Here is a 16061-nt window from a genome sequence, read left to right as displayed (position 1 = left end):
ACAGTCTGTACTGGGCTAACAGTCAGAAGCTGGCTTTTGGTCCCACCCACCCCTTCGAGTCCTACCATACAAGCGGGCTTGCTCGCGAAAGCGGTCTGCCTGGCACTATCAATTTCAGCCAAGCAATAAAGAACCGGAAGCCTTCGCTGTGTGGTTCTTCAAAATCAAAAAAATCGCAGCCTGCCAGTAATCACAAATTTATCGAACACTTTCTGCCCATCACGCGCGGCTTGCCGAACATCAAGGAATGTCAGTTCATCACGGACATCTTTTTTGTTGGGTTTGTCGGTTTTTCGGGTGGTGGCCATCGGAGCCTCCGAAGGATGTGTATTCATGCTGACCAGCTTATGTGAATTAATTTTGAGCGGCAAACAGTAGAACCCTGCTCAGAGATGGGCAAGTCGGCGGATTCTGATCGAGTTGTAGGACATGGAGCGCAGATGTGTAGGCACTGGAATATCGTCCTTTGATGGCTGCGATGGCGCGGGATGCATTTTCAGGTTGAGCGATTTTGTTTAATCGTTTCAGAAAACGGGTTGAACATTTTTCGGCATTTCGCATTGTTAAACATGATTGCTGACAGATGTTTAAATTACACAAACCGTTACGCCACAAGCCCTACAACGCCTTGCGCCGTTACCTACGCGTACCTCAGAATCCGCCGGCATACACGACTATAGGCCGGGTTATATGGTTTCCCTGTCACTGAAAAACAGTGATCGGGTTTGGTAGCCCGTTTTGAGTTGTGGATATTGCGACACCTCCAATGCGGTCTCTTTTTTGAGCGTCGCTTTGTATGGTGGACATGCGTGGGGCTCATTCGTGAGCGCCGGGTTTCCCAATTCGACCGGTCTACCAACCCGCGCATGGCCGCCACCCGCCGTTTGGTAGCGAGGGTGATGGCTCTCATTTTTCGAATTGGAGTTTCATCCTCAGTGAGCTCATGGTCAATCGAGTCCTGGATGGTCGCCGCTTGCCGCACTAGCGATCCCGCCACGATCCCTTGTAGGAGCTGCCGCCGCAGGCTGCGATCTTTTGATCTGCTCTTTAACAATCAAAAGCCGATCAAAAGATCGCAGCCTGCGGCAGCTCCTACACGGTGTCATTTTTTCGCAGTGCTTCGAGGAGTTTCAGCTTATGTCCGAAACCACAAAACCGCCGGTCACAGATCCGGCTTCACCGTACGAATCGTTCGATTCAAGGAAGCTCCACGCCGCCGCCGAACGCGCCCTCGACCATTACCTCGCACCCGCGCAGATCATGGCCACGCCTTATAGTCCCAGCAGCATGTTCATGGTTAATCCGCAAACCGACACCGAATCCTTATTGGCGAATGCCTGTGAGTCATTGGCCTCGGCCACGGTCATGCTCGGTGACTTCGCCGGGATGTTGGAAGGCCCCAGCCGCAATACGCTGTTGGGCATTGCGCAGGTTGTGATGCTGGGGGAGTTGGCGGTCAATCAGGCACTTGAAAACGTTGTGCCACGCGATTAACTGTCGACAATCGCTGCGCAGGAGTATGACTTCTGCGCAGCGCTGTCCTCTAAACGCATCGCGGGCATTGGTTAAGTGTCTTGCGCGCGGATGTGAAGAAATTCCGGATGCAGCAGCGTCAATTCGAAGTGGCCACTGGGTGCCAAACGGTAACCTTCAGATTTAAAGGTGGCAACGAAGTCACCTGTCACCGTTCGTTTTGCTCGATTCAGTCTGATTGTCAGTTCCGCATTATCCGCCTTGACCACCCGGACACCGGAAAACCCGGGAGGCGCCGGAATCCAGTGACTGTGGGAAACATGAAATCTGTCGTCGGCGCCCAGTTTGTAGGTGTACTCCATAAGATCCTGATCGAGGTAGGGAACGCTCAAAAGAAAACTGAAGTAGTTCTTTTCCTCGTCCGAGCCGATGCTGGCGAAGAAAACCCAGCTTTCTTCGCCCGTCACTTCATATTTGCTGTAGTGAGCCACAGCGGCCTCTGCATAGATTGGTTCTGATCCCAGGCTCCAATGGAAGTCTTCAGTGGTTGCCACAATATTTTTTTGCTTCGGAATGAAAACGCTCTGTGCGCTCATAGTGAAATCCTTCTCGTGAACATGGATGAAAGACAGGCTGTTCAGCCTGCCTGTTCATGATGTTCTTCTGGTGCAAGGCGTCTACTGTAAGACCTGACAGCTAGACAAGGTCGCGAAGGTCTGAATCAACTGCTCGCTGTCTGTCATTTTTTGGACGCTGGCCATGACAGCCTTCACCCTAACCACTCCCCGAGGGAGAGGGGACTGACCGAGGTGAATGTGCGAGGTGCGCCGACTTGAGATGCCGAGCCGTACTCAAATTCAGAAATGCACACAGATCGGCTCCCTTTTCCATCGTCCTTTGGGGGGGGGGAATTCGACACAACAAAAAACCCGGAAGCTCTCGCCATCCGGGTTTTTGTTTTCAACCAATCAATCAGCGGTTAAACCGCTCCACCAACGAGTATTGCGTATTCGCCGTCTTCGTCAGCTCTTCACTCAACAATGCCGAGTTGTGCGCCTGTTCCGACGTCTGATCCGCCAGTTCCGAAATGTTGCTGATGTTGCGGCTGATCTCTTCCGCCACCGCACTTTGCTCTTCCGTCGCCGCTGCAATCTGCGTGGTCATGTCGGTGATGTTGGCCACCGCTTCACTGATCCCGACCAATGCCTGATCCGCTTCCAATACCCGCGCCACACCTTCTTCGGCCTGGCGATGCCCGGCTTCCATGGTTTGCACGGCGCTGGACGCGGTCTGCTGCAACTTGGCGATCAGGGCGTGAATCTGCCCGGTCGATTCGCTGGTGCGTTGCGCCAGTTGACGCACTTCGTCTGCCACCACGGCAAAACCACGGCCCATCTCACCAGCACGTGCGGCTTCAATCGCGGCGTTGAGCGCCAGCAGGTTGGTCTGATCGGCGATGCCTTTGATCACATCAACCACGCCGCCGATTTCGTCGCTGTCCTTGGCCAGTTGGGTGACGGTCAGGCCGGTTTCGCCGACAACTACCGACAAGCGCTGAATGGCTTCGCGGGTTTCCCCGGCGATGTCACGACCACGACCGGTCAGGCGATTGGCTTCCTGCGTCGCGTCAGCCGTGCGCTGCACGTGGCTCGCGACTTCTTGCGTGGTCGCGGCCATTTGGTTAACGGCGGTGGCGACTTGTTCGGTTTCCACGCGTTGACGTTCCAGACCGCTGGAGCTGTTGTGCGCGAGGACGTCGGACTGTTTGGCCTGATCGGTCAGGTGTTCGGCGGTGTCCTGCAAGCGGGTCAGGCAGGTTTTCAGACGTGCTTCCTGGCTGAGGATCGACATTTCCAGACGCGCCTGCGCGCCACGGCTGTCGGTGTACATCTGTGCGATCAGCGGGTCGGACGTGGTCTGTTCGGCCAGACGCAGCAGGCGCTTGAGCCCACGCTGCTGCCATTGCAGACCCATCAGGCCCAGCGGCACCGACAAACCGGCGGCGAGGGCGAAGCCCCAGTGCGAATTGAGGGTCGCGCCGATCACGAAGCTCAGTTGGCTGATCAGAATGAACGGCAACCAGTCTTGCAGCACCGGTAGCCATTTATCGCTGGAAGGAATCGCCGACTTGCCCTGGTTGATGCGTTGATAGAGTGCTTCGGCGCGGCGGATCTGTTCGGCGGTGGGTTTGATCCGCACCGACTCGTAACCGACCACCTGATTGCCGTCGAACACCGGTGTCACGTAGGCGTTAACCCAGTAATGGTCACCGGTCTTGCAGCGATTCTTGACAATGCCCATCCATGGCAAGCCTTGTTTCAATGTGCCCCACATGTGCGAAAACACCGCGGCCGGGACGTCGGGGTGACGGACCAGGTTGTGCGGCGCACGGATCAGTTCTTCACGCGAAAACCCGCTGATTTCAACGAAAGCGTCGTTGCAGTAGGTGATCACGCCCTTGGCGTCGGTTGTGGAAATCAACCGCTGCTGAGCCGGGAACGTCCGTTCGCGTTGTGTGATGGGCTGGTTATTACGCATGGCTTTTCAATCCGCAAGGCTTTGAAAGGTTGTCGGCGGTCGCGGCGTTTTATTGAAATTATTTTTCAGATTCAAGAATGGCGTCGCAAAACGGCCATTGCTTCAACCGGCGAGCATCGGATAGGTGAACAGCGCAAAGTGCAGCAGATTCAGGCCGAAATGCGTGGCAATCGCCGCGCCCAGTCCGCCGAAACGGTAGGCCAGGCCATAACCGACACCGGCCAGACTCGCGAGCAACACCCACTGCCAACCGGCACCCACATGCACCAGGCCGAAAATCAACGAGGCGAGCAGTAGGGCGAGGTTTTCGCCGTAAGGCAGGTTTTTGAAACGACGGCTGAGACCGCCCTGTATATAGCCGCGAAACAGCGCTTCCTCGACCAGCGTCACCAGCAGCAGATTGTTCAGCACCCATAGCCAGGCCTGATCGGGCCACTTCGGCGCCCACGCGATCACGCCGAGCAATACCGCGCCGCCGAGGGCGAGGATCACGCTCAAGGTCAGGGCGACGACGGTGGCGTAGACCGTCAGTCGCAACGAGCGTCGCGCGACAATCCACGGGCAGACCAGCAATAGCCAGAAACCAATCAGCGGTTTGTCGAGATTGAGGTACATCGCGAATGGCACGGCATCATCGGTGAAGCGTTGCGGATCGATAACCCGCGCGCTGGAGAAGCCCGGCAACCAGTGCAGCGCCAGCGCTAACGCCAGCACGATGAACAGACCGTGACCGAGAAACCGCCCGACCGGCACCTGTTGCTGGCGCACAGCGAAGCCCGCGAACATCAGTAGCCCAAGCGAGATCAACGCCAACCAGCCGAGCTGGCCGTGGCTCAACGCCAAACCGTAGCCGAGGCTGAGAAGGGCCAGATAGAGCCATGGCAAAGCCTTCATCGAAAGTCCTTGTGCACATTTTGTGGAAAGGCTTTCTACACGGGGGAGGGCGTGGGGACAAGTGAAGGTGTGGCGGCAAACCGGACACACAACCTGTAGGAGCTGCCGAAGGCTGCGATCTTTTGATTTTGGCTTTTCAAGATCAAGATCAAAAGATCGCAGCCTTCGGCAGCTCCTACAGGGATTAGTGTAGGGTTAGGGATCAGCGCAAGTTGAGTTTCGCCGCCGCACGCTCGGTAATTTCCGTGCGCAATTTCAACGAAGGCGCAGCACGCAGGCGGGCCTCATCGACAACAGCGCTCGGTGCCGTCTCCGGGCTGCCCGAGTCAAACGGCGGCGCCGGCGCATATTCCAGCTGCAACTGCACCAGTTGCGCGGTATCCGCACCCACCAGTTCCGCCGCCAACACCAAGGCAAAATCGATCCCCGCCGTAATGCCGCCGCCGGTAAACAAATTACCGTCACGCACCACGCGATCCTTCACCGCAATCGCCCCCAGCGTCGGCAGCAGATCGTGATACGCCCAGTGCGTGGTCGCGCGTTTACCCTTCAACAATCCCGCCGCCCCCAGCACCAGCGACCCGGTGCACACCGACGTGACGTATTTCGCCTGAGCAGCCTGTCGCTTGATGAAATCCAGCGTCGCTTCATCCTCCATCAACACGCCGACACCGCCACCACCCGGCACACAAATCACATCCAGATCCGGGCAATCTTCAAATGTCGTGGTCGGTTTCAGCAGCAAACCGGTGCTGGCGGTGACCGGCATCAGATCCTTCCAGATCAGATGCACCTGCACGTCCGGCAGCGAGGCGAGCACGTCATAAGGCCCGGTCAGGTCGAGTTGCTGAACCTGCGGAAACAACAGAAAACCGATCTGCAGCGTCATCGTTCTTGCTCCATGAAAAGGGGTGGACGGCTTCACTGTAGGCGCGTAGGTTCTGGCGCATACGCCAATAACCCCACGAATTACGCCAAATGCCCAAATCCATCCACGTACTCGCGTTTGCCAACATGCAGATCCTCGACGTTACCGGGCCTTTGCAAGTGTTCGCCTCGGCCAACGACATCGCCCGCCAGCGCGGCTTGCCGATTCCCTATGCACCAACGGTGATCGCCAGCGGCGGCGGGGCGGTGATGTCGTCGGCGGGGCTGGCGGTGTTGGCCGAACCATTGCCGCAAGAGGCGAGCGACACGTTGATCATCGCCGGTGGCTGGGGCATTTATCCTGCGGCCGAAGACGTGCCGCTGGTGGATTGGGTGCGCGAGCATGCGGCGAAATGCCGGCGGGTTGCCTCGGTATGTACCGGCGCGTTTCTGCTGGCGGCGAGTGGCTGGCTTGACGGTCGCCGCGTGGTTACGCACTGGACTCGTTGTGAACAATTGGCCCAGCAACATCCGAAACTGCAAGTCGAGGCCAATCCGATCTTCATCAACGACGGCCCCGTTTGGACGTCCGCCGGTGTCACCGCCGGCATCGACCTGGCACTGGCAATGGTCGAAGAAGATCTCGGTAGCGACATCGCCCTGGACGTCGCCCGGCATCTGGTGGTGTTCCTCAAACGACCCGGTGGGCAATCGCAATTCAGCGTGACCTTGTCGCTGCAAAATCAGGGCAATCGTTTTGATGAAATGCACGCGTGGATCGCCGAAAACCTCACCTGCGACCTCGGCATCCCGACCCTCGCCGAGCAAGCCGGGATGAGCGAACGCAGCTTCGTCCGCCACTACCGCGCCGACACCGGCCAGACCCCGGCGCGCGCGATCGAATTGATCCGCGTCGAGACGGCGCGGCGCTTGCTCAGTGACACCGGTTTGCCGGTCAAACGCATCGCCGCCAATTGCGGGTTTGGCAGTGAAGAGACATTGCGCCGCAGTTTCCTGCGCGCCATCGGCGTGACGCCGCAGGCCTATCGCGAGCGATTTTCGGTCAGTGCTGCAACAGATCCAGTAATGCCTTAAGGGTTTGTTCGGGGGCTTCTTCGGGAATGTTATGCCCGACACCGGACAACACGCGCCGCTCATAAAAACCAGAGAAATGCTCCGCGTCTTCATCCTCTTGTGGTGCAGGGCCGACACCGTCGTCGGCACCGCACAAAGAAATGCTCGGTACGCTAATGGCCGGTTGTCGAGTCAGCAAATCTTCCATCGACTCAAGCGCCGAATCTCCCGCGACATACATAAAGCGATGGCGATAGGAGTGGATCACCACGTCAACGAAATCAGGGTTGTCGAAGGTTGGCGCACTCAGGGGATAACGCTCGGCGCTGCGCGACCAGGTCGGTGACCACAGCTTCCATAGCAATTCACAAAACTCCCGACGATTTTGCTTCAGGCCTTCAACGCCACGTGGCGTGTGAAAGTAATACTGATACCAGAGCCGATGTTCGGTCTTGGGATCCAGCGGTCGAATCGAGTTGGGGATGTCCTGCAGGTTGTAGCCATCACCGGTCACTAGGCCGCGCACCCGTTCCGGAAATAACGCCGCGACGATGCATGCCGCGCGACCACCCCAGTCATAACCGCAGAGCGTGGCTTGTTCGATGGAGAGTGCATCCATCAAATCCAGCAAATCCTGAGCGAGTGCGGCTTGCTGGCCTGAGCGCAGTGTTTTTGCATCGTTGAAGCGAGTCGGCCCGTAACCGCGCAGGTACGGAACGATGACTCGGTAACCCTGAGCGGCGAGGAGCGGCGCGATCTCGTCGTAAGCGCGAGGGGAATAGGGGAAGCCGTGAAGCAGGATCACCGGTACACCGGTTTCCGGGCCATGCACCTCATAGGCAATGGTCAGGCTGGCGGTTTTGCACAACAGAATCGCTTTTCCACTCATCCCGGGCTCCTGTTATCCGAACAGCACCTTCTGCCAATGATCTTCACTGATGATGGCGATCGGCACGCCGCCCGGCCAGCGCATCCGCCGAACGCCTGTCGATCCGCGCTTCGTGAAAGAAACGGCTGTTTTGAAATTCCTGATGTAAATCGACCATCGATGCTTCTCCTTAAGCCTCAGTTTCCGCCACCTGATTGAAATACTTCGTCCGATCCGGCGTAAACGTCACCACCATTTTCGTCCGCGAGCACGTCAGTGCGCGTTCCTCACCCAGATCAATATCCAGATCCTCCCCACGCAAGCCTTGCCACTGTGCGAGGTATTTCAGTGAGCCGAATTTTTCGAGTTTTTTCAGGCTGCGGCTGACGCCTCCTTTCCAGCCGAGTACCGGCAGTTCGTTGGCGAGGCATTTGTCGGCGAGGTCGGGGAAGCGCGTGGCGCGCTGGCGGCCGATTTCCCAGCATTTGATCAGGCCTTTGTCGGCGTCTTCCCAGAGTTGGGTGCGGGTCAGGCCGCTGCGCAGCGGCGAGCTGATGGGGCGCTGGACGTGTTGGGTCATTCCGGTTCCTTGAAATTCGGGTTTTGTTGGACAGCTCCGCTGTGCCCGTTGGGTTTGATGGTAGGGGGGGATGTAACGGCTGGCAACAGGGTATTTCAGGGTGTGAGTGCGGTGTGTGGGGGAGGCAATGTTGAACGGCTGTAGTCCGTGGGCTGGCTCAAACTGTGGCGAGGGGATTTATCCCCGATGGGCTGCGCAGCAGCCCCAAAGTCAGGCAACTCGGTACTTCTGGGGGAATGAGTTGGAGGGTTTTGGGGCTGCTTTGCAGCCCATCGGGGATAAATCCCCTCGCCACAGGGGATTTGTATTGGCTGATTAAATGTCGGTATCAGTCCTACAAATCCGTGTGCTCGTGGGGTATTTCCTACAGCCCCCGTCGAACATCACGGCTGCCACTCACTCTTTTCCCCATTCAATTTGCGATCCAGAAAACTCGCCGCACTGATCAACGCCAGATGCGTCAGCGCTTGCGGCGTGTTGCCCAGATGCCGCCCGTGGCTGTCGAATTCTTCGGCGTACAGCCCCAACGGATTGGCGTATCTCAGCAATTGTTCAAATTCCAGGTGCGCCTTTTCCACCTGCCCGGCGCGGGCGAGGCATTCGACGTACCAGAATGAGCACGCGGCGAACGCGCCTTCGGTGCCGGACAGTCCATCAATATTGGCGTCATCGTTGCGATAGCGATAAACCATGCCGTCGCGCACCAGATGTTTTTCAATCGCTTCAAGGGTCGACAACCAGCGCGGATCCTTGGCACTGACGAAACGCACCAGCGGCATCAACAGCATCGAGCCGTCGAGCGCGGTGCCGCCCTTGTATTGGACAAAATGACCGCGCTCTTCGTCCCAGAAGTTGTCCCAGATGTCGGCGTAAATCGCCTGCCGGGTCTGATCCCATTGCGCGAACGGTGCCGGCAGCGAGCGTTTCGAGGCGAGACGAATTGCCCGATCCAGCGCCACCCAGCACATCAATCGTGAATGCAGAAAGTGGTGCTGTTCGCCGCGCATTTCCCAGATGCCGACATCGGTGGTCTGCCAGGTTTCGCAGACCTGATCGACCACTTCGCGCACATGCTTCCAGCCTTCGTGGGAAATCGCGTCACCGTACTTGTTAACCAGATACACCGCGTCCATCAGCTCGCCAAAGATGTCGAGCTGGATCTGATCGTAAGCGCCATTGCCGATACGCACCGGTTTTGCGCCGCCGTGCCCGGACAGATGATCCAGTTCGGTTTCCGGCAATTCCTGTTGCCCATCGATGGCATACAAAATGTTGAGTTTCATCGGTTGCCCGTGGCAATCGCTGACCCGTCCGCGCAGCCAGCCCATGTAGGCGTTGGCTTCGCCGACGAAGCCCAGTCGCATGAACGCGTAGACCGTAAACGAAGCATCGCGGATCCACGTGTAGCGGTAGTCCCAATTGCGCTCGCCGCCCGGTGTTTCCGGCAGGCCGAAGGTCGCAGCAGCGAGGATGGCGCCGTGTTTGCGCGAGGTCAGCAGCTTGAGCGCGAGGGCCGAGCGGTTGACTATTTCTCGCCAGCGCCCGCGATAGATCGACTGGCCAAGCCAGTCGCGCCAGAACTTCAGCGTGCGCTCCATGCACAGTTGCGCGGCGCCTTCCTCGAAGCGTGGATCGTCTTCGCCACCGAGCAGGAATGCGGCGGTTTGATCTTGCTTCAAGGTGAATGAAGCGACCGCTGCATTGGTGTCTATCTGCAGCGCTTGATCCGAGGCCAGGCGCAGTGACGGCTGACCTTCGGCGCTGAAAATCACCGTTTGCTCGTCCATCCGTGCACGCGTGTCGGCCCGCGCGTAATCGTGGCGCACCGCGCAGCGCACGTGAAAAGTCGCTTCGCCGCTGACTACGCGAACCCGACGGATAAGCACCGGTAAATCATCCTCGCTGTCACCCACCGGCAGCAGGTCGGTGACTTCAACCACCGCACGTTCGCTCAGCCAACGGGTTTGCAAAACGTTGGTGTCGGGCAGGTAAATTTGCTCGCGTCGCGCATCGGGCAAGTCCGGCGTGATCTGGAAAATCCCCGCTTCCGGCGTGTCCAGCAATGAACAGAAAATCGACGGACTGTCGAACTCCGGCCAGCAGAAAAAATCCACGCTGCCGCGATCGTTAACCAGCGCTGCACTGCGCATGTCGCCGATGATGCCGTGGGCGTCGATGGGGCTTTGTCGTTCTTGGTGATGCTCAGCCATTGCCGCGAAACTCCGGATAGAGGCTCATGCCGCCGTCGATAAACAGGGTGGTGCCAACGATGTAATCGGAGGCGTCGGACGCGAGGAAAACCACCGCGTTGGCGACGTCTTCGACATCACCGATACGGCCGTAAGGAATCAGTTTAAGCAGCTCTTGTTCAGCATCGCCGGTCGTCGCGGCGGCATTGATCGGCGTGCGAATCGCCCCCGGCGCGATGCCGTTGATGCGAATGCGTTGATGGCTGACTTCCTGCGCGAGGGTTTGCATCAACTGATCGACGCCACCCTTGGACGCCGCGTAATTGACGTGGCCGGCCCAAGGAATGCGTTGGTGCACCGAACTCATGTGGATGATCTTGCCGGCGGCGCGGGAGACCCCTTCGCGGACGCCCTGACGATTGAAAATCCGCAGCGCGGCGCGGGCGCAGAGGAACTGCCCGGTGAGGTTGACGCCAATCACCGCGTTCCAGTCGTCCAGCGACATATCCACCGCCGGCGCGTCTTTCTGCATCCCGGAGTTGGCGATCAGAATGTCCAGCGAGCCGAAGGCATCGAGGGTTTGGGCGAATAGTCGTTCGACATCGGCTTCCTTGGAAACATCAGCACCGATGGCCAGCGCCTGACCGCCGTCGGCGATGATCTGCCGGGCCAGTGCTTCAGCGGGCTCTGATTGACGGTTGTAATTGATGACCACCGCAGCACCGGCAGCGGCGAGGGCTTTGGCGGCAGCGTGGCCGATGCCGGAGCTGGCGCCGGTGATCAGGGCTACTTGTCCGGTGATGGAGATGTGCATGCGATGGCGCGCCTTGAGTGAGGGCCTATTTAGCTGACTGGTCTGGGGCGTTGAGAGTTCAGAGGCGAGATCAAAAGATCGCAGCGTGCCGCAGCTCCTACAGGACTTTTGACCTTCCTCACGCCTGAATACGATACCGCGCGCTGTGTTTATGCCATTCCTGGTTGCCCGCAATCCACGTGGTCAAACCTGTCAGGTAACGCCGCACTAAAGGGTCGGCTCCTTTCAGTAGCCGTTGTTCCAGCGCCACGTATTCGCGCATGACCGCATCATGAATATCCGCAGTTTTGTCGATGGCTTCCTGCAGCGAGCAGTCATGTTTGGCCGCCAGCAAGTAGGGCAGTTTGAAATCGCCCGTTTCGTTGAGGTGTTCTTTGTAAGCCGAATACAAGTCGTTGAGCAGCGTGGTGGCGAGGGACGCCAGTGCGCAAACGCGTTGCATCTCTGGCTTGGCGTAGACATTGGCCGGCACCTCATAGCCGCCGATGGGATCGATCAGCACCTGACAAGGCCAAAAACTGTTGACCTGCCGGCTGGCCAGATATTCGGCGATGGTTGGCTTTGTGCCATAGAGACGCCACGGCCCCTCGGCCGCCATGGCGACAAACATGGCGATGGTGATTTGTCGCACGCGGGCGACCTGCGAGGGTGTGCAGAAGTGTGCAACCCGCTTCATGTACGCGAGCAATCCTCTCAACACGGGATCGTTCCTTTGCTGTTGCAGGAGTTCTTTTTTGTAGGGGGGAGGCAAGTAGACCGGGTCTATTCCGGTGACGGCAAATGACAACTTCTCGGCGACTTTTTCGGGGCAGCCACCCAACGATTGATCGTCGCAATAATGATCGTCCACCGCGAACAACGCCGCGAAACATTGCGCTGCCAGTAGCAATCTGTCGGGATCATCGGTGTCTGCATGACACAACATTGCGTAGCGCCCAAAGTCGCTCGCGCAAATTTTTTCCTGTTTGCCGGCAAAGATACCTATGCGCTTTATCCATGCCATCAGACGCTTGTTGACGTCCCGGCCCAGCGCTTCATCAATGCGTGTCGGGGGCGGGCAAACAAGTGTGCGGACAACAAAGGGCGGTACGGCGGCGCGCGATAGAGCTGTGTTCGTGGACTGATTCATGGCGAACTCCTTCGGCGGTGAAAGCGATCAGTCGTTGTCATTGAGCAGCGTTTATAAAAGCGCTTTTTGCCCGAGAAGCGCACCTGTCAGACCTGACAGGTGCGCACGATTTTGCGACGAATGGTCGAGGTGCCAACGGCGCTCGGGATGAGCTGCAAAGCCTTCACATTCCACCAACAATTCCCCACTTCCACGCCACCCGACCCTATGGCAACTTGGCGGCCCTTGATGAGGCTGTAACCGATGGCAAACCCCTACCGCGAATTGTTCAACGCCCCCGGCGCTCGAAATTTTGTCCTGGCCGGGATGATCGCGCGCATGCCGATTTCCATGACGGGCATCGGCGTGATCACCATGCTTTCGCAGTTGAAGGGTGGTTATGCGCTGGCCGGTGGCGTGGCGGCGACGTTTGCCTTGGCCACGGCGTTTTGCGCGCCGCAGGTGTCGCGGCTGGTTGACCGTTTTGGTCAGCGGCGGATCCTGCCGGTGTCGGCGTTGATCGGTGGCGGGGCGCTTTTGTTGTTGTTGCTGTGCACGCGGTTGCAGGCGCCGGTCTGGACGCTGTTTGTGTTTGCCGCGCTGGCCGGTTGCATGCCGAGCATGTCGGCGATGGTGCGGGCGCGCTGGACCGAGATCTATCGCGGTCAGCCGCAATTGCAGACGGCGTACGCGCTGGAGTCGGTGCTGGATGAGGTGTGTTTTATCGTCGGTCCGCCGCTTTCAGTTGGTCTGTGCGTCGCGGTCTTCCCCGAGGCCGGTCCTTTGGCCGCGTTGTTGGCGCTGGCGATTGGTGTCACGGCGTTCGTCGCCCAGCGCAGCACTGAACCGGCGGTGCATCCGCGTGAGTTGCAGCATCAGGGTTCGATCATTCGCTCGACCGACATTCAATTGTTGCTGGCGCTGATGATCGCCATGGGCATCATCGTCGGCGTGGTCGATGTGGTCAGCGTCGCGTTTGCCCAGCAGCAGGGGCAGCCGGCGGCGGCGAGCATTGTCTTATCGGTGTACGCGATTGGCTCGTGCATGGCCGGCATCGCGTTTGGTGCGATGCGCTCGAAACTGCCGCTGCCACGCTTGTTTTTGTACGGCGGCGTGGCGACGGCGGTGACGACATTGCCGCTGTTGTTGGCGAGCAATATCGTCGGGCTGGCCATGGCGGTGTTTGTCGCTGGTTTGTTCTTCGCGCCGACATTGATTGTGGCGATGGCTTTGGTTGAACGCATCGTGCCGCCGGCCAAGTTGACCGAAGGCCTGACGTGGCTGGTGACGGGGTTGAGTATCGGCGTGGCGATTGGTGCGGCGGGTTCTGGCGCACTGGTGGATGCCTTTGGCGCGCGCAGCGGGTTCTGGCTGGCGATTGTCGCGGGCGCAGTGGTGCTTGGCTCAGCCGTGCAAAGTTATCGCCACCTTAAATAACCCCGCGATCTCTGGATGGTTGGGGGAGCCTTTGTGGCGAGGGGATTTATCCCCGTTGGGCTGCGCAGCAGCCCCGAAGTCAGAGGGCTCGGTACTTCTGGAAAAATGAGTTGCATGGATTAGGGGCTGCTTCGCAGCCCAACGGGGATAAATCCCCTCGCCACAAGTACGGTGTAAGAGGCGTGGATTGTTGGGTTACCACCCCCGCCCCGAATTCACCCAGAAATTCACCGACAACGACGTCGATACCGACTCCACCTGATGGAACCAGCCCTCCGGCAAGAACAGCAAATCCCCAGCCTCCAGCGTCACCCGCAAAAACGTCACGTCGCGCGCCTTGGGGAAGCGCTGATAGTCCGGCGCATCCGGGTTGAAATCGCAGCCATCGAGTCCACCCTCCGGTGCTGTCGACCACGTGCCCAGGGCTTCTCGGTGATGCGGCGCAGCGAGGGTGAAAGTTTTCTGCCCCCAGACCTGCGCGAACAAATTATCGGTGTCGTCGCGGTGCAGCGGCGTCAGTGTGCCTTTGGGCCCGATCCAGATTCGCGGCGGAATAAACAGCGACGCATCGAAGTAGGCCGGGTACTTGATCTGCTGCATCAACGCCGCCGGCAAGATGTTGTTGCCCATGTAGGCGGGCGGCTCACCGTCCGCACCTTTGACCGCCGGACTGTCCAGCGAAGCGATGAAATCGGCCATCGACGTCGAACGAAAATCCCGTTCGGTGGAGAAGGTTTTCTTCACGTAATCGCCATGGCGGGTGATGCCTTGCAGCTCGGCGAAATGCACCAGCGATTCTTCGCGGCTGAGTTTGAACAGCGGCCAGTCGTGCAATGCGTTGCTGATCACCACGGGAATGCCGTGGGGCAAATAACGGCTTTTGAACTCAGTCACCGATAGCTCCTCGCGGGCACGCCGTTCGACGTTGACCTGGGGCGGCAGGCTGGCGGTGAGCTTTTCGCTGAAGCGCGGCGGTGTCGGGTAGCGCTTGTTCATGTCGACTTTTTCAGCGACCGCACCGCCACCGTTTCGAGCATGGTCGATGATCTGCGGCAGCATCGTCGCCAGCCCCATGTTGCCGCCAATCTTCAGGCGACCGCTGGCGAACAGTTCCTCGACGTTGGCCATGCCGGCCATGATCCCGAGAAAATCCTGTTCCGCGACTTCAATGGTCACGTCCGGGCTCGCATGGCGGCCAGCCTCGGTGCGGCTGCTGGCCTTGACCTCAGACCAATAAGCCTGCTGCGCGTTAAAAACGAATTGGAAAACACCTTCAATACCGACGGCGCCGGCATTGGCGAACAGTTTGCTCAGGATGCTCTGCAGATCCACGGTGAACCCTCGTTATTGGTTTTATCTGAACGGTTAACGAGCACCTGTGTGGGCGATTTAGCCGGCGTCGACTAATTTGCCCGGGCAGTCAACCGTTTCTCTCTACAGACGAATTTTTTTGAGGGAAGTGTGGTGACCCAGCTGACTTTGCTGTGCCTGCCGTATTCCGGTGCCAGTGCGATGGTCTATAGCCGCTGGCGACCGAAGTTGCCGCAATGGCTGCAGCTCAAACCGGTGGAGCTGCCGGGGCGTGGTGCGCGCTTTGACGAGCCGCTGCAGACCGATATGCGCGCCTTGGCGATGCAATTGGCCAGGGAGTTACAGCCAACATTGAAGACGCCTTATGCGTTGTTCGGTCATAGCCTCGGTGCGTTGCTGGCCTGTGAGATGGCCCATGCACTGCGGGCCCTGGGTTGCCCTGAGCCGGTGGCGTTGTTCGCGTCCGGCACGGCGGCGCCGACCCAGCGCGCCGATTACGATCGTGGCTTTGCCATCGCCAAGACCGACGCCGAACTGATCGAGCAACTGCGCACGCTCAATGGCACCAGCGAAGAAGTGCTGGCCAATGACGAGTTGATGAGCCTGACCCTGCCGATCCTGCGCGCCGATTTTCTGCTGTGCGGCAAATTCGAGCCGCAGCAACGCCCACTGCTCAACTGCCCGGTGCACGTGCTCGGCGGCAAGTCTGACCGCGCCACCACCGAGCAATTGATCGGCTGGAGCAAGGAAACCTCGGGCAGTTTCTCCGTAGACATGCTCGCCGGCGGGCACTTTTTCATTCATGAGCACGAAGCCAAAGTGCTCAAGGTGATCAAAGACCAGCTCGACATACACCATCGCCGCCACGCCATGGCCGCGACTGCCTAACCCCATTCACCGCAAAACCT

15 protein-coding genes and 1 pseudogene are annotated in these 16061 nt (G+C 58.8%); 5 read left to right on the top strand and 11 right to left on the bottom strand.

Annotation, left to right across the window (positions count from 1 at the left end; genetic code table 11):
* On the top strand, positions 1-353 hold a 353-nt coding region (locus ACIP66_RS10130), incomplete at its 5' end, for a hypothetical protein (RefSeq protein ID WP_400647610.1).
* Between the two features lie 784 nt (positions 354-1137).
* Entirely contained in the window at positions 1138-1494 is a 357-nt protein-coding gene (locus ACIP66_RS10125; protein ID WP_400647607.1) for a DUF6124 family protein, read from the top strand.
* Positions 1495-1565: 71 nt separating this feature from the next.
* Here ACIP66_RS10125 and ACIP66_RS10120 read toward each other — a convergent pair whose 3' ends face one another.
* The 4 genes from ACIP66_RS10120 to inhA all read right to left on the bottom strand — a co-directional run bounded on the left by ACIP66_RS10120 (position 1566) and on the right by inhA (position 5794).
* Entirely contained in the window at positions 1566-2069 is a 504-nt protein-coding gene (locus ACIP66_RS10120; protein ID WP_400647605.1) for a hypothetical protein, read from the bottom strand.
* Between the two features lie 376 nt (positions 2070-2445).
* The gene (locus ACIP66_RS10115) at positions 2446-4011 is read right to left on the bottom strand and encodes a methyl-accepting chemotaxis protein (protein WP_400647602.1); all 1566 of its coding nucleotides are present in this window, start codon (positions 4009-4011) and stop codon (positions 2446-2448) included.
* Between the two features lie 102 nt (positions 4012-4113).
* Entirely contained in the window at positions 4114-4905 is a 792-nt protein-coding gene (locus tag ACIP66_RS10110) for a lysostaphin resistance A-like protein (protein WP_400647599.1), read from the bottom strand.
* A gap of 202 nt (positions 4906-5107) precedes the next feature.
* Positions 5108-5794 carry an isonitrile hydratase gene (gene inhA, locus ACIP66_RS10105; RefSeq protein ID WP_053118816.1) on the bottom strand — a complete coding sequence of 229 codons (687 nt, stop codon included), beginning with the start codon at positions 5792-5794 and terminating at the stop codon, positions 5108-5110.
* 89 nt (positions 5795-5883) lie between these two features.
* Between inhA and ACIP66_RS10100 the strand changes: the two genes are divergently transcribed.
* Entirely contained in the window at positions 5884-6867 is a 984-nt protein-coding gene (locus ACIP66_RS10100; protein ID WP_400647595.1) for a GlxA family transcriptional regulator, read from the top strand.
* Here ACIP66_RS10100 and ACIP66_RS10095 read toward each other — a convergent pair.
* From ACIP66_RS10095 to ACIP66_RS10070, 6 genes and pseudogenes are all read right to left on the bottom strand, one after another.
* Positions 6836-7735, bottom strand: a complete 900-nt coding sequence (locus ACIP66_RS10095) for an alpha/beta fold hydrolase (protein WP_400647592.1) — start codon at positions 7733-7735, stop codon at positions 6836-6838. The genes ACIP66_RS10100 and ACIP66_RS10095 overlap by 32 nt on opposite strands.
* Before the next feature lie 70 nt (positions 7736-7805).
* A pseudogene (locus ACIP66_RS10090) lies at positions 7806-7892 on the bottom strand (NAD-dependent DNA ligase); the annotation flags it as partial.
* Positions 7893-7904: 12 nt separating this feature from the next.
* On the bottom strand, positions 7905-8294 hold the full coding sequence (locus ACIP66_RS10085) for a hypothetical protein (RefSeq protein WP_400647589.1): 390 nt from the start codon (positions 8292-8294) through the stop codon (positions 7905-7907).
* Positions 8295-8677: 383 nt separating this feature from the next.
* A complete protein-coding gene (locus ACIP66_RS10080) occupies positions 8678-10504 on the bottom strand; it encodes a glycoside hydrolase family 15 protein (protein ID WP_400647587.1) in 1827 nt (608 codons plus the stop codon).
* Positions 10497-11297: a glucose 1-dehydrogenase gene (locus ACIP66_RS10075; protein ID WP_400647584.1), complete on the bottom strand. Its 801-nt coding sequence runs from the start codon at positions 11295-11297 to the stop codon at positions 10497-10499. Before ACIP66_RS10075 ends, ACIP66_RS10080 begins: the two co-directional genes overlap by 8 nt.
* A 118-nt stretch (positions 11298-11415) precedes the next feature.
* Positions 11416-12426 carry a hypothetical protein gene (locus tag ACIP66_RS10070; RefSeq protein ID WP_400647582.1) on the bottom strand — a complete coding sequence of 337 codons (1011 nt, stop codon included), beginning with the start codon at positions 12424-12426 and terminating at the stop codon, positions 11416-11418.
* A gap of 243 nt (positions 12427-12669) precedes the next feature.
* Between ACIP66_RS10070 and ACIP66_RS10065 the strand changes: the two genes are divergently transcribed.
* On the top strand, positions 12670-13842 hold the full coding sequence (locus tag ACIP66_RS10065; RefSeq protein ID WP_400647579.1) for an MFS transporter: 1173 nt from the start codon (positions 12670-12672) through the stop codon (positions 13840-13842).
* Between the two features lie 195 nt (positions 13843-14037).
* Here the strand turns inward: ACIP66_RS10065 and ACIP66_RS10060 are convergent, their stop codons facing one another.
* Entirely contained in the window at positions 14038-15174 is a 1137-nt protein-coding gene (locus ACIP66_RS10060; protein ID WP_400647577.1) for a cupin-like domain-containing protein, read from the bottom strand.
* A gap of 132 nt (positions 15175-15306) precedes the next feature.
* Here ACIP66_RS10060 and ACIP66_RS10055 point away from each other — a divergent pair, with 132 nt between their 5' ends.
* Positions 15307-16041: a thioesterase II family protein gene (locus ACIP66_RS10055; protein ID WP_400647574.1), complete on the top strand. Its 735-nt coding sequence runs from the start codon at positions 15307-15309 to the stop codon at positions 16039-16041.
* Positions 16042-16061: the final 20 nt, after the last annotated feature.

The organism is Pseudomonas sp. NPDC088429 (genome assembly GCF_044753305.1).
Lineage (GTDB): Bacteria > Pseudomonadota > Gammaproteobacteria > Pseudomonadales > Pseudomonadaceae > Aquipseudomonas > Aquipseudomonas rustica.
This window is presented reverse-complemented; position numbering and strand designations above follow the sequence as displayed.

Excerpts from the sequence above, each read along its gene's own strand:
- ACIP66_RS10065 (WP_400647579.1), top strand. The coding sequence starts at position 12,670 with ATGGCAAACCCCTACCGCGAATTGTTCAACGCCCCCGGCGCTCGAAAT.
- ACIP66_RS10095 (WP_400647592.1), bottom strand. The coding sequence starts at position 7,735 with ATGAGTGGAAAAGCGATTCTGTTGTGCAAAACCGCCAGCCTGACCATT.
- ACIP66_RS10075 (WP_400647584.1), bottom strand. The coding sequence starts at position 11,297 with ATGCACATCTCCATCACCGGACAAGTAGCCCTGATCACCGGCGCCAGC.
- ACIP66_RS10120 (WP_400647605.1), bottom strand. The coding sequence starts at position 2,069 with ATGAGCGCACAGAGCGTTTTCATTCCGAAGCAAAAAAATATTGTGGCA.
- ACIP66_RS10110 (WP_400647599.1), bottom strand. The coding sequence starts at position 4,905 with ATGAAGGCTTTGCCATGGCTCTATCTGGCCCTTCTCAGCCTCGGCTAC.
- ACIP66_RS10125 (WP_400647607.1), top strand. The coding sequence starts at position 1,138 with ATGTCCGAAACCACAAAACCGCCGGTCACAGATCCGGCTTCACCGTAC.
- inhA (WP_053118816.1), bottom strand. The coding sequence starts at position 5,794 with ATGACGCTGCAGATCGGTTTTCTGTTGTTTCCGCAGGTTCAGCAACTC.
- ACIP66_RS10080 (WP_400647587.1), bottom strand. The coding sequence starts at position 10,504 with ATGGCTGAGCATCACCAAGAACGACAAAGCCCCATCGACGCCCACGGC.
- ACIP66_RS10070 (WP_400647582.1), bottom strand. The coding sequence starts at position 12,426 with ATGAATCAGTCCACGAACACAGCTCTATCGCGCGCCGCCGTACCGCCC.
- ACIP66_RS10085 (WP_400647589.1), bottom strand. The coding sequence starts at position 8,294 with ATGACCCAACACGTCCAGCGCCCCATCAGCTCGCCGCTGCGCAGCGGC.
- ACIP66_RS10100 (WP_400647595.1), top strand. The coding sequence starts at position 5,884 with ATGCCCAAATCCATCCACGTACTCGCGTTTGCCAACATGCAGATCCTC.
- ACIP66_RS10115 (WP_400647602.1), bottom strand. The coding sequence starts at position 4,011 with ATGCGTAATAACCAGCCCATCACACAACGCGAACGGACGTTCCCGGCT.